At 34.9% G+C, this 14,873-nt stretch carries 8 protein-coding genes; all 8 read left to right on the top strand.

The window, feature by feature from the left end; all coding sequences use genetic code 11:
* The first annotated feature begins 3 nt into the window (after positions 1-3).
* Positions 4-1,455 (top strand): glycoside hydrolase family 28 protein, encoded by a 1,452-nt coding sequence (locus tag AC1DVP_RS00765; protein ID WP_477181646.1) that lies wholly within the window; start codon positions 4-6, stop codon positions 1,453-1,455.
* A 57-nt stretch (positions 1,456-1,512) separates the two neighbouring features.
* Positions 1,513-4,722 carry a SusC/RagA family TonB-linked outer membrane protein gene (locus tag AC1DVP_RS00760; protein WP_477181645.1) on the top strand — a complete coding sequence of 1,070 codons (3,210 nt, stop codon included), beginning with the start codon at positions 1,513-1,515 and terminating at the stop codon, positions 4,720-4,722.
* 18 nt (positions 4,723-4,740) lie between these two features.
* Complete coding sequence (locus tag AC1DVP_RS00755; protein WP_477181644.1) at positions 4,741-6,537, top strand: RagB/SusD family nutrient uptake outer membrane protein; 1,797 nt, start codon at positions 4,741-4,743, stop codon at positions 6,535-6,537.
* Positions 6,538-6,582: 45 nt separating this feature from the next.
* Positions 6,583-8,160, top strand: coding sequence for a DUF5123 domain-containing protein (locus AC1DVP_RS00750; RefSeq protein ID WP_477181643.1), 1,578 nt, complete (start codon positions 6,583-6,585; stop codon positions 8,158-8,160).
* A gap of 416 nt (positions 8,161-8,576) precedes the next feature.
* Positions 8,577-9,812 carry a glycoside hydrolase family 88/105 protein gene (locus tag AC1DVP_RS00745; RefSeq protein WP_477181642.1) on the top strand — a complete coding sequence of 412 codons (1,236 nt, stop codon included), beginning with the start codon at positions 8,577-8,579 and terminating at the stop codon, positions 9,810-9,812.
* A gap of 22 nt (positions 9,813-9,834) precedes the next feature.
* Positions 9,835-11,466, top strand: a complete 1,632-nt coding sequence (locus AC1DVP_RS00740) for a glycoside hydrolase family 43 protein (RefSeq protein WP_477181641.1) — start codon at positions 9,835-9,837, stop codon at positions 11,464-11,466.
* Positions 11,467-11,478: 12 nt separating this feature from the next.
* On the top strand, positions 11,479-13,512 hold the full coding sequence (gene pelA, locus AC1DVP_RS00735) for a pectate lyase (RefSeq protein ID WP_477181640.1): 2,034 nt from the start codon (positions 11,479-11,481) through the stop codon (positions 13,510-13,512).
* Positions 13,513-13,523: 11 nt separating this feature from the next.
* Positions 13,524-14,873, top strand: a complete 1,350-nt coding sequence (locus AC1DVP_RS00730) for a glycoside hydrolase family 28 protein (protein ID WP_477181639.1) — start codon at positions 13,524-13,526, stop codon at positions 14,871-14,873.

Here is a 14,873-nt window from a genome sequence, read left to right as displayed (position 1 = left end):
CCAATGAAATTATTCAATACGCACACCATTTTGAAAAACATCACAGGTAAAATGACTGCTATTTATCTTGCTTTTACCTTATTAGTAGGATTTTCCGTTTTTTCTCAGACCAGTAATCAATCGAAAGAACAATGGAAAAAAATGCAGTCCATTGTTAAATCGGTTAAATACCCAAGCTTTCCAAATAAGACTTATAATATACTTCAGTATGGTGCACAATCGAATACTTCATTTGATAACACTGAAGCAATAATAAAAGCTATTCAAGAATGCAGTAAAAATGGAGGTGGCATAGTGTTGGTTCCAAAAGGAAAATACCTCTCTCGGGCAATTCATTTAGAAAACAATGTAAATTTTCATTTAGATAAAGATGCCGAAATTCTTTTCAGTACAAATCCAAAAGACTATTGCCCATTGGTCCATACTTCTTTTGAAGGAACCGAATTTATGAACTACTCCCCTTTAGTTTATGCCTATCAAAAAAAGAATGTCGCAATAACAGGAGAAGGAACTTTAAACGGCCAGGCAGGGAGCGAAAACTGGTGGCCATGGTGTAATAGCGAACAATATGGATGGAAAAAAGGAACTCCTTCTCAGGCAGATCCTCTCAATCGATTGCGCTTGGTGGAAATGGCTGAAAACAATATTCCCGTTTCAGAAAGAATATTTGGAGAAGGTCATTATTTAAGACCCAATTTTATAGAATTTTTTGAATGCAAAAATATCCTTATACAGAATATCAATATTATTAATGCGCCTTTTTGGGTTATACATCCCATCAAATCAGAGAACTTAATCGTAGATGGCGTAAATATCAATAGCCATGGGCCAAACAATGACGGCTGCGACCCTGAGTATTCTAAAAATGTAATTATCAAAAACTGCACATTCAATACGGGAGACGATTGTATTGCAATAAAATCAGGACGTGATGCTGACGGAAGAAGAGTTGCTATGAAAAGTGAAAATATAATTGTACAAAACTGCAACATGTTCGACGGTCATGGCGGGGTTACAATCGGAAGCGAAATTTCTGGTGGCGTAAGCAATGTATTTGTAGAAAACTGCAAGATGGACAGTCCAAATTTAGATATTGCCATTCGTTTGAAAACCAATTCTAAAAGAGGAGGGTTAATCGAGAACTTTTATGTGAGAAACATACAAATAGGCCAGGTTAAAGAAGCAATATTAAAAGCAGATATGTTTTACAATGTACATGGTAATCAAAACGGAACATTTATCCCCAGAATCGAAAACATCTATTTGGAAAATGTAAATGTAAAAAACGGCGGAAAGTATAGCATTCTAGCAAAAGGTTATAAAGAATCACCAATAAAAAATATCACTCTTGAAAATGTAACTGTCGAAAATGTAAACCAGCCTTACTCAATTGAAAACGTAAATAACCTCAATTTTATAAACACTTATATCAATGGAAAATTAATGAAAAACTAAAAAGCAAAAAAACTTAAAACCACAAAACCAATCAATTAATCATTAAAAAAAAAATTTATGACCAATAACCGTTTAATTAAAAAAGGAGTAAAAAACTATTTTGTTTTCACTCTTTTTCTGGCGTTTCTCATGAGCAATAAAACAATTGCTCAGAATGTAATACTCCAAGGTACTGTTAAAGATGCTGCAGGCTTAACCTTACCTGGTGTAAATATTATAGAAAAAGGCACAAAAAACAGCACTAGTACGGATTTTGATGGAAAATACTCCATAAAACTCACAAAATCAGGAGCTGTTTTAAGTTTTTCGTTTGTAGGATTTAAAACTAAAGAAGTTCCAACAGGAGGAAAAACTAAACTAGATGTTTCTTTAGCCGACGATTCAAACACACTAAACGAAGTTGTGGTTGTTGGATACGGAACAGTTAAAAAATCTGATTTAACAGGTGCTGTTTCTACACTTTCTGGTGCCGAACTTAGAAAAAATCCAGTGGCTAACATCGGGGAAGCTTTAACGGGCCGTATAGCAGGGGTTTCAGTAACATCCTCAGAAGGATCACCAGATTCTGAAATTAAAATCAGAATCCGTGGAGGTGGATCTTTATCTCAAGATGCATCACCATTAATAATTGTTGATGGATTTCCTGTAAACAGCATCAACGATATTTCTCCTTCTGATATTGAAACACAAACTGTCTTAAAAGATGCATCATCGACAGCTATTTATGGATCAAGAGGGGCGAATGGAGTTATTATTTATACTACCAAAAAAGGTAAAAATGGTAAAATCGCTGTAAATTTCAACATGTTTTATGGTATGAAAGAAATGACAAATACCATTGATGTACTCTCAGCAGAAGATTATGTAAAATGGCAATATGAATATGCTTTACTAAAAAAAGACGTTAGTACTTATGAAAAATATTTCGGTGCATGGCAAGACCATGATTTATACAATGGAATAAAAGGTGATGATTGGCAAAAACAAGTTTTCGGTCGTACAGGTGAAGTACAAAGCCGCGATTTAGGTATCCGAGGAGGATCTGATATAATCAATTATAATTTTAACTACGCTCATTATGATGAAAAAGCAATTATGCTTGGTTCTGATTTTAACAGAAATAACATTTCCTTATCTTTAAACAGTAAGGCATCAGACAAAATAGACCTTTCGTTTACTATGCGTTATTCTGATACAGAAATTAATGGTGGCGGCGCTAATAATCAAAATGCAACATCAACTAACGATTCTGTTTTGCGTCATGCTGTTGGATATTCTCCACTTCCGTTACCAGGTTTAACTACAGACAATACAGACGAGGCACTTACAGGCTATCTTGTTAATCCACTTGTACTTATAGCTGATACAGATCGCCAGCAATTAAGAAAAAACTTCAATATGCTTGGCAGTTTTTCCTGGAAGTTAATTGACAATCTTGTTTTTAAATCAGAGTTTGGGTTAGACAACCGTGGTAGCCAAGATTACCGTTTTTATGGCCGATCAACCTTTTATGTAAAAAATGTCCCTTCTGCTCTAAATCAAGGCAGCCCAGCACTTGTTATTGCTGATCAAAAAATAGCTACTTTTAGAAATGCAAATACATTAAATTATGATTTCAAAAAATTATTAGGCGCTGATCATCATTTTAATGTTCTTGCAGGACAAGAGATGATAAACACTACTTCAAACACAGTGACATCTACAATCCATAAATTCCCAAATGATTTTGATTTTGATCGTGCAAAAAAACTTACTACACAAGGTATAGCACAATCTATAGACAATTTTTACAGTCCTGATGATAAATTACTTTCTTTCTTTGGACGTGCCAATTACGACTATAAAAATAAATATTTATTAACTGCAACTTTTCGTGCAGATGGTTCTAGTAAATTTACAACAGGTAACCAATGGGGGTATTTCCCAGCCGGAGCAGTAGCCTGGAAAATTTCTGAAGAAAGTTTCCTTAAAGAAGTAAGCTGGATAAACTCACTTAAAATCCGAGCAAGTTATGGAGAGGCTGGAAATAATAATATTCCAACCGGACAGACTATACAAAGTTTTCAATCAGGAAATAATACCTGGATAAATAATAGCCTAAGCCAATGGACACCTTCCAAAACTTTAGCTAATCCAGACTTAAAATGGGAAACTACAGTAACACAAAACTTAGGTATAGATTTTGATTTTTTCAAAGGTCGTATCAACGGATCTGTAGAAACATACATAAATAAAACTAAAGATTTGCTATTATTATTCCCTGTCTCTGGAGTAGGTTACGACAACCAATTCCGTAATATGGGAGAAACTCAAAATTCTGGTTATGAAGCAACTTTGAACGTTGCTGCAATACAAAAAGAAAACTATGGTTTGAATTTTTCTTTTAACATTGGTATTAACAAAAACAACATCAACTCACTTGGAGTTATGAATAATTTTGGTTATCCAACTGGATGGGCCTCTACACAAATTGGTAACGATTATGCAGTAAATGTTGGATCTCCATTAGGTTTAATGTTTGGATATCAAAGTGCCGGTCGTTATGAAGTATCTGACTTTAATTATGATGGAACAAAATATACATTAAAAAGTGGTGTTGCAGATGCTACAGATATCGTAGGTGCTGTACAACCAGGCTATATGAAATTAGTAGATCGTGATGGAGATAATAAAATAACAGCAGCTGACCAGACAATTATAGGAAATTCTAATCCAAAAAATACCGGAGGTTTTATAATTAATGGAAATGCATATGGATTTGATCTTTCGGCTGCATTCAACTGGAGTTATGGCAATGATATTTATAACGCTAATAAAGTTGAATCTACTACTTCTAACCCTAATAGCCAATATAGAAACATGTCTTCTCAAATGGCTGATGGTCAAAGATGGACAAATTTAGATCCTGCAACTGGTACATTAGTTACTGATCCTGCAGCATTAACAGCATTAAATGCTAACACTACTATGTGGTCTCCATATATGAAAAGTTATGTTTTTAGTGATTGGGCAGTTGAAGATGCTTCTTTCTTAAGGCTAAACACGTTAACATTGGGTTATACTGCTCCAGCTTTCTTTAATTCTAAAATGGGAATCAGTAAATTAAGATTTTACTGCACAGCTTCTAACGTTTTTGTTTGGACTAATTACACAGGTCCTGATCCAGAAGCTTCTACAAGAAGATCTACTCCTTATACACCTGGAGTTGATTATTCAGCATATCCACGCAGCAGACAATTTGTTTTTGGTTTAAACCTTAATTTTTAATTAAAAAACTATCAAAAGATGAAACATACAATAATTATAGCAGGAATAATTTTAGCTAGTCTTTTTACATCTTGTCAAGAAGATTACCTAGATGCTCCAGCACAATCATCGCTAGACGAATCTGTGATTTTTTCTTCCGTAACGCTAGCCTCAGGAGCTATAGATGGAATTAAAATACCATTTGCTGAAACGAATTCATACAGAGGTCGATTTCTTCCTTATTATGGTTTAAACTCCGATCTTGAATGGAACAATGCTTCTACATCTGCTGGTGACACAGCTGAACTACAGAATTATGGTGTCCTTCCTGCAAATACAATAATGAATACCACCAACAATGCTTGGCAACAGATGTATTCGGGGATTGAACGTGCCAACATTTGTATTCGTGGACTTCGCTTATATGGCAATCCAAAGCCAGGTACTGATCTAGGATATTTATTAGGAGAGGCAATTACATTACGTGCCATTTATTATGCAGATTTAGTAAAAGCCTGGGGTGACGTACCATATCGTTTTGAGCCGGTTACGAATGCTACTATATATCAGGCAAAAGTAAGTCGTGACATAATTTATAAACAACTGCTTACTGATTTAGCAGAAGCTGCTACATTGGTACCATGGCCTAATGAAACTACTGCGACCAATAGTGTAGAAAGAATTAATAAGGCATTTGTAAAAGCTCTTCGTGCCCGTATAGCAATGGCAGCTGGTGGTTTTCAGCAATATCCTGATGGAATCCGTAGAAGTAATGACCCGGCACTTTCTACTGCCAATATGTATGGTTTAGCATTAGCGGAATGTCGTGAAGTTATCGCAAGTGGAAAAGCTCGCTTAGAACCATCATTTGAAACATTTTGGAGAAATTACAATAAAGAAGTTATTACAGCTGGTGGTGAATCGCTTTGGGAACTTCCTTTTGCTGATGGTAGAGGAAGAATGCTATATTCTTTTGCGGTAAAACATACTAGTTCTGACCAATTTACTGCTCAACCAAGAGGTGGAAGTGCAGGGCCATTGCCTTTTGTATTTTATGATTATAATCCAAAAGATACCCGTAGAGACGTTACTTGTGTTCCCTATAAATATGGTACAGCAGTTAACGGTGTAGCAAAACAGGAGTTAGGTTCATTAAATACTTGGTATTTTGGAAAATACCGTTATGAATGGATGACTCGTAAAGTTGTTTCAGATAATGATGATGGAGTAAATAAAGTTTATATGCGTTATGCTGAAGTTCTTTTACTTGCGGCTGAAGCTGCGAATGAATTAGAGGGTGTTGCTGCGGCTAAGCCATATTTAAAAGAAATACGTAATAGAGCGTTCGCAGCAGCTGATCGTCCTTTAAATGTTGATGCATATCTAGCTGCTATAAACTCTAAAGATGATATGTTTAATGCCCTTGTAAAAGAAAACGAGTATGAATTTACAGGTGAAATGGAACGTAAACAAGCACTTATTCGCTGGAATTTACTTGCGAAAAATTTAGATCTTGCAAAAACTAAAATGAAAGCATTACAAACACGTACTGGAGATTATGCTGATGTACCAAGTACTTTATTTTTCAAATATGATCCAACTCCAGACGCAAAAGGTAACCCACTTACTACTCTTATTATTTATGGATTAAACCGTGGGGAAACAACAAGCCCTGGTATAGAATATACTGCCTGGACATGGGTTGCTCTTGATGATGCTAAAATAGCTTCACTTTACAAAACTGGTGTCAATCCAGATAACAGACAATTTTGGCCTATATGGCAAGTGTTTCTAGATTCAAGTAATGGTTTATTGAAAAATGATTATGGCTATTAAAAATCTTGCAAAAAAATTAATTATAAATTATAAGTTATTATGTTTATGAAAATAAAAAATATATTAAAAGGATTAATAGCCACATTGTTATTAACTTTAGCTATGACAAGCTGTGAGAATTACAATGAGTCGCTATTAGATGGAATAGGAAATACCAGAGAGTTTTCTCCTACCGGCCTTACAGCAAAACTAAGAAACCAGACAACAGTTGAATTAAATTGGACTGTAAAAGAAGGAGAAAATAATTATGTTGTAGAATTTAGTGCAGATGATCCAACATTTAGTACTATTTTCAAAACTGTAACGGTTACAGCTTCGCAATTGCCAATACAGATTAAATTAGAAGGTGAAACTGTTTATTCAATCAGAGTAAAAGCAGTAACCCCTGGTTTAGATGATTCGAAATGGTCTATTACTACAGCAACAACATTGTCAGAACAACTTTTCTTACCGATAATTCCTGGCGATATAACTGGAAAGCAAGCGACTCTTAGATGGGTTGCCAATAGTAATGTTACCCAAATTGTTCTTACTCCAGGTAATATCACACATACAATTACAGCCGCTGAAAAAACAGCTGGTATTGCAACAATAACAGGGTTAGCAGGTGAAACAACTTACAATGCTATTTTACAAAATGGCTCCAAAAACAGAGGCCAAACAAGCTTCACAACGGAAGTTGATCCTACAAATGCTATTGTAATATCACCTACAGATGATTTAATGAGTGCAATTGCTACTGCAGCTTCTTCAGGTAAAGTTCTACTTTTACAACCTGGTGACTATACTTCGCAAAGTGGGCTTGTGACTTTAAGTCAAACATTAACTTTGAGAGCTCTTACAAGTTGGAATAAGCCAAAATTAAAAATAAATATCTTACTTAATAACGGAGTAGGTAATCTTAATTTAATCGATTTAGATTTAACCGGAGTAGGTATTACAAATGCTAGTGTAATAACAATTTCCTCAGCTGGAACTTTTAATGATATTTTAATCAGAGGTTGTTATGTACACGACTATACTCGTTCCTTATTTGCAAACACTGCCGGTGCTGCTAAAATAAATTCGTTAACAGTTTACAACAGCATTATTAAAAATGTAAATACAAATGCTGGTGCTGAATTCATTGATGTCAGAACTGCTTATATCAAGAGCATTGTTCTTCAAAACAGTACATTTGATACTTGTTCAGATTCACGCGAATTTATTCGTTTAGATCAATCTGCTGGTTTAAATAATACAGGTTTAACATCCGATGTATTAATTAATAGCTGTACTTTATACAAAATATGTACTACAGTAGCCGCAAAAAGAATTTTATATCTTCGTTTTGCTTCAAATACTTCTACTGTAAAAAACACATTGATTACAGATACACCAACTGCATTATATTCGAATCAGAATGGTACAGCTACCCCTACGACACCGCCTACGTTTTCAAATAATAATTACTTCAATGCAAGTTTATTATATACAGTTGGCGCTGCTGCGATTACTGTTGATAAATCAACAACATATGGCACTTTAGATCCACAATTCTTAAGTGCTACAACTGGAGATTTTACAATTAAAAATCAAGCTTTGCTAGATAAAAAAGTTGGGGATCCTCGTTGGATAAAATAAAATATTTAAAAAGAGGTTTGCAGTATAGCAAGCCTCTTTAAATATAGATTAATAAGTTAATAAAAATAGGAGTTTGAGATGTCATCAAACTCCTATTTTTAAATTTTAAAAAAGCCTTGCAATAGTAAATTGAGAAAATTACTAACAATATTTTTTTTAACTTACAATGTTTTGCAAGCTCAAGCTAATTATCAAGTTCCTGATTTGGAAACAAAAAAACTATCTAGAAGCATCCCGTTCTACATTACACAAGTTTGTACAAGTAGTGGATTAGGTGAAAATCCATATAGAGACGGTTCTTTTGACTATTACATAAATGAAAAATAAAAACAGACAATTCTCATGGATTAGATGCTTTTCTTTTAACAACAATCGAATTAGATAAATAAAAATTAGTAAACATTAAATAAATACTCATGGTAAACGGAAAAACAAACGCTTTTAAAGCAGTAACTCTTTTTATTTCATTTGCGTTTCTTAACTGTAAGACGACAGCTCAAGAACCTGCAAAAAACACTGCCCCACAGAGTCAAATTACAATTTCAAAAGACTTAAAATGGTCAGACAAAATGGCTTTGACACTAATGAAACGTCACCCTGAAAGCTATATGATTGACGATTCAAAAGCTCCAAAATGGGATTACGTACATGGATTAGTTTTGTATTCATTCCAGGAATTATATAAAAAAAATTCTGACCCTAGATATACAGCCTATATAAAAAGCTATGTCGATAATTTTGTTCAAAATGACGGCACAATTAAAACGTATGAATTAGAGAAATACAACATTGACATGATTGTTGCAGGACGATTACTTTTTAATGTATATGCTACTACTAAAGAAGACAAATATTTAAAAGCAATGCAGTTGTTACGCAAACAGCTTGAGGAACATCCAAGAACTCAAAGCGGTGGTTTTTGGCATAAAAAAATATATCCTAACCAAATGTGGCTAGACGGTTTGTACATGGGAGAACCTTTCTATGCGCAATATACTGCTGCTTTTGAAAACGGAAAAAATCTAGATGATGTCGCCAAACAATTTGAACAAATTCAATTGCACGCAACTGATCCAAAAACCGGATTGTTATATCATGCATGGGATGAAAGCAAGCAAATGCCTTGGGCTAACAAAGAGACAGGAAATTCACCAAATTACTGGTCAAGAGCTTTAGGATGGTATGTAATGGCACTTGTTGATGCCTTAGATTATTTTCCTAAAGATCATCCTAAACAAAAAGAATTAGTGGGGTATTTAAATAATGTTGCTGCTAGTTTAGCAAAATATCAAGATGGAAAATCTGGCTTATGGTATCAAGTTACAGACAAAGCTGGAGAAAAAGGAAACTATTTAGAAGCTTCAGGATCTTCAATGTTTGCTTATGCTTTTGCAAAAGGAGCAAACAAAGGATATCTGCCAGCAAAATATAAAAAACTTGCAAATAAAGCATTTGACGGTTTAACCAAGCAATTAATAAAAACAGATGCCGATGGTGGAATTACTTTAACTCAAGCTTGCCAAGTGGCTGGTTTAGGAGGTACTCCATATAGAGATGGATCTTATGAATATTATATTAATGAAAGAAAAAAAGATAATGATCCTAAAGCTACTGGCCCATTCATTTTAGCCGCTTTAGAATTGAACAGATAAAAAATTATATTCCATAATTGAAATGAAGTTTACAAAAATCACAGCTGTTTTTTTATGTTGTATTGCCATTCAAACTGCAATAGGACAAGAAAAGAATGAAAAACAATATTCGCAAGTTTGGGTATCTGATAATGGTGATGGCACATATAAAAATCCAATTCTGTACGCAGATTATTCTGACCCAGATGCAATACGCGTTGGAGATGATTATTATATGACTGCTTCCTCTTTTAATTGTATTCCTGGTCTGCCTATACTCCACTCAAAAGATTTGGTAAACTGGAAATTAATTGGATATGCTCTTTCAAAACAAAAACCTCTAGAAGTATTTAACAAGGTCCAACATGGAAATGGTGTTTGGGCTCCTTGTATTCGGTACCATAACAATGAATTTTATATCTATTATCCAGATCCTGATTATGGCATCTATCAAATAAAAGCCAAAAATCCACAAGGCCCATGGAGTGAACCTGTCATGGTAAAAGAAGGCAAAGGGCTTATAGACCCTACTCCATTATGGGATGAGAATGGAAAAGTATATCTCGCTTATGCATTTGCAGGAAGCCGTGCTGGCATCAAAAGCCAACTGGCTGTCTGCACTATGAATTCCGAAGGCACATTGGCTAATAATGATGACGTAATGATTATTGACGGACATACTGAGGAAACAACTATTGAAGGTCCTAAATTCTATAAACACAATGGCTATTACTACATATTTGCACCAGCAGGCGGTGTTGCAACAGGTTGGCAAACAGTTTTAAGATCCAAAAGCGTTTTCGGGCCTTATGAAAAAAGGAAAGTAATGGATCAAGGAAAATCCAGTATAAACGGTCCTCATCAAGGTGCTTGGGTTCAAACCCAAACAGGAGAAGATTGGTTTATTCATTTTCAAGATCAATTTGCTTATGGCAGAGTGGTTCATTTACAGCCTATGAAGTGGGAAAATGATTGGCCGGTAATTGGAATAGACGAAGACAAAAATGGTACAGGAGAACCTGTAATGAGTTATAAAAAACCAAATGTTGGAAAAAAATATTTTCCAATTGAAACACCACCGGAAAGTGACGAATTCAATCTTCCTAAACTGGGACTGCAATGGCAATGGCATGCCAATCCTCAAATAACTTGGGGACTTCCTACTACCATGGGATATTACAGCCTGAATTGTATTCCTGTTCCTAAAGAAGCATCAACACTTTATGAAGTACCCAATTTGTTATTGCAAAAATTTCCATCGAATGAATTTACTGCTACCGCAAAAATTAAATTCAACCCGCGATTTGATGGAGAAAGCATGGGATTAGTCATTATGGGATTGGATTATAGCTATATCTGTTTCAAACAAGAGGCAGGTAAATTATACCTCTCTCAAAAAACGGCCAAAAATATTGATAAGAAAGGAATCGAAATAGAAAGCACCCCAATTCCTATCAGTAATCAGAATCTTTATTTACAAGTCAAAGTGAAACCAGGAGGAATCTGTACTTTCTATTATAGCGAAAATGGACAAAATTTTATCCCTTTCGGCGAATCGTTTACAGCTAGAGAAGGCCGATGGATTGGAGCCAAAATTGGTTTTACAGCACTAAGACAAGGCTTTATAAATGATGCTGGCAATGTAGCTATCGACTGGTTCAGAATAACAAAATAATATATTTTTAAAATGAAAAGTATAAAAACAAGCATCACAATAACCTTCCTGTTATTATTCAGTATCAGCGTTCATGCGCAAAAAGAGCAAAAATGGGCTTCTATTATTCGTGATAATGAAAGTAGCTGGTTTGCCACCAATGAAGCCAAAGCAATAGCCGAAAATGTATTGTTGTACCAACGCAATATTGGAGGTTGGCCAAAAAACATTCAAATGCAAAAACCATTGACGGGAGAAGAAAAACAGAAATTAATTTCGTTAAAATCTGATCCAAACGAAATAACAACGGATAATGGAGCAACCTACCAAGAAATGCTTTTTTTATCCAAAATGTATGCTCAAGTACCAGATGAAAGATATAAAAACGCATTTCTTTCGGGCTTAAATTATTTGCTTGAAGCGCAATATGAAAATGGTGGGTGGCCACAGTTTTTTCCATTGAAAAAAGGATATTACACTCACATTACCTATAATGATGATTCGATGGCCAATATTCTGAACGTCTTGAAAGAGATTGCTGAAAAAACGGATTATTACAGTATAAAAGTTCCCGATGCCACTGCTGAAAAAGCAAAAAAAGCTTTCGACAAAGGAATTAACTGCATCCTAAAAACACAATACAAGCAAAATGGAGTGTTGACAGCTTGGTGCGCACAGCACGATGAAATCACTTTTCTACCGGCAAAAGCAAGAGCTTATGAACTGCCTTCTTTAAGCGGCAAAGAATCGTCCAAAATTGTTTTGCTTTTAATGTCTCTTAAAAATCCATCCCCCGAAGTTATTACAGCTGTTAACAGTGCTGTGGCTTGGTTCGAAAAATCAAAACTTACTGGCATCAAAGTTGAAACTGGAATTGGAGAAAACGGCAAACCAGACAGAGTGGTTATACAAGACGCAAATGCAGAACCTTTGTGGGCGCGTTTTATGGAGCTGGAAAACAATGTACCTTTCTTTTGCGATCGCGATGGAATAAAGAAAGCAACATTAGCCGAGATTGGTTATGAACGAAGAAATGGTTATGCTTGGTACACGAATGAGCCGAAAGAAGTCTTAAAAAAATACGAAAACTGGAAAAAAAAAATTGAACCCGAACTCGTAGCTCCTGCAAAAAAAACAGAAATAACTTTAAAGGACGAATTTAATATTGTCGTAGACCAAAAAGGAAATGGCGATTTTAAAACAATCCAAGAAGCTGTAAATGCTGCAAGATCATATCCTAGCAAAAGAATTACCATCTTTATAAAAGACGGCACTTACTATGAAAAAGTAAAAGTTCATGCATGGAATACCACTATTTCATTCATTGGCGAAAGCCGGGAAAAAACAATCATAACGTATGATGATTATTTCAATAAAATAGGTCTTGGACGAAACAGCACTTTTTACACCTACACCGTTTTGGTAGAAGGAAATGATTTCTTTTGCAAAAACATAACCATTAAAAACACTTCTGGACCAGTAGGCCAAGCGGTTGCATTGAATGTAAATGCGAATAGAGTAATGTTTACTAACTGTACTTTTTTAGGAAATCAGGACACACTTTACACTTCGGGAGAAGGAACCAAAAACTATTTTAAGGGCTGTTATATCGAAGGCACAACTGATTTTATTTTTGGAGACGCAACGGCACTTTTCGAAAACTGTATTATTAACAGTAAAAGTGACTCGTATATTACTGCAGCATCAACGCCAAAAGACACTATGTATGGGTACATTTTTAAAAACTGTAAACTTACAGCTGACAAAAATGCAAGTAAAGTATATCTGGGACGCCCTTGGAGACCTTATGCAAAAACTGTTTATATCAATTGCGAAATGGGCAAGCACATTCTGCCGGAAGGCTGGCACAATTGGTCAAAACCAGAGGCTGAAATTTCCTCATTTTATGCTGAATATAATTGCACAGGTGAAGGTTTCCAACCCAAAACCAGAGTTGCTTGGTCTCATCAATTAAAAAATTCGGAAGCCAAAAAATATACTATTGAAAACATATTAGATTCGGGCTCTACTCCATCAACAAAACAATGGTATTTAAAAAACAATTAAAATAAAAAGCCATGAATTATAAATTTCTCATTGTATTCTTTTTATCATTATCCTGTTTTGCTCAAAAAAATGATTTCCCATCTGATAAAGTAAATGAAATTGTAAAACGCATTCAATTGCCTGCTATTCCATCCTTTAAAATTGAAGTAACAAAATTAGGCGCAAAAGGAGATTCCGTAAGTAATGCTAAACCTGCTTTCGATAAGGCTATGGCACTCTGCAAAAAGAATAATGGCGGTACAATTATTGTTCCCAAAGGTGTTTATACCCTAAACGGTCCAATTCATTTCGTCAGTAATGTAAAATTACATTTAGAAGATGGCGCAAAAATCAGGTTTGGCTCTAATCCAAAAGATTACCTACTAGTTCTAACCAGCTGGGAAGGAACAATGCTCTACAATTATAGCCCGTTAATTTATGGGAATAACGTAGAAAACGTTGCTATTACTGGAAATGGAATTATCGATGGCGAAGCTAAAAACACTTGGATAAAATGGAAACCTCTTGAAAAGAATGACCAACTATTGACGAGAGATATGAATCACAAAAACACTCCAATCAAGGATCGTATTTTTGGCGAAGGTCATTATCTGAGACCTCAATTAATTCAGTTTATCAATTCCAAAAACATTCTTATCGAAAATGTCAAAATTGAAGATTCTCCATTTTGGTGCATTCATTTACTAAAAAGCAAAAGCATAACTGTGCGTGGCGTAAAATACAATGCACACAACAATAATAATGACGGAATTGACCCTGAATATTCAAGTGATATTCTGATTGAAAATGTTCTTTTTGATAATGCCGATGATAACGTTGCTATCAAAGCTGGAAGAGATGATGAAGGACGCAGCAATTCCAATACTCCTTCTGAAAATATTGTCATTAGAAATTGTGAATTCAAAGGACTGCATGCAATTGTAATTGGAAGTGAAATGTCAGCAGGAGTTCGAAATGTATATGTCGAAAACAGCAAATTTCGCGGTTATTTGAAAAGAGGCATTTTTATAAAAACAAATTCGGATCGTGGCGGTTACATCAAAGATATTTATTTCAATAATCTCGCATTTGGAAAAGTAGAAGACTGTCTTTATATCACCGCAAATTATCATGGAGAAGGCAGTGGATTAAACCCTTCCAACGTTTCTGACATTTCGTTTTCCAATATCAGCTGTATCGAAGCGACTAATACCGGAATTGTAATCGAAGGATTCCCAGATAAAAAAGTGACAAACATCAAACTGAATAATATCAATATACAATCTGCCAAAAACGGAATGACAACTACAAACTCAGAAAATGTAACCATAAATGAAGTTGTAATTGGTCAAAAAGCAACCACACCTACAGCAGTAAAATAA

The organism is Flavobacterium sp. P3_A6 (assembly GCF_056403035.1).
Note: the sequence above shows the minus strand (reverse complement) of the source record. Positions and strands in the feature narration are given on the sequence as shown.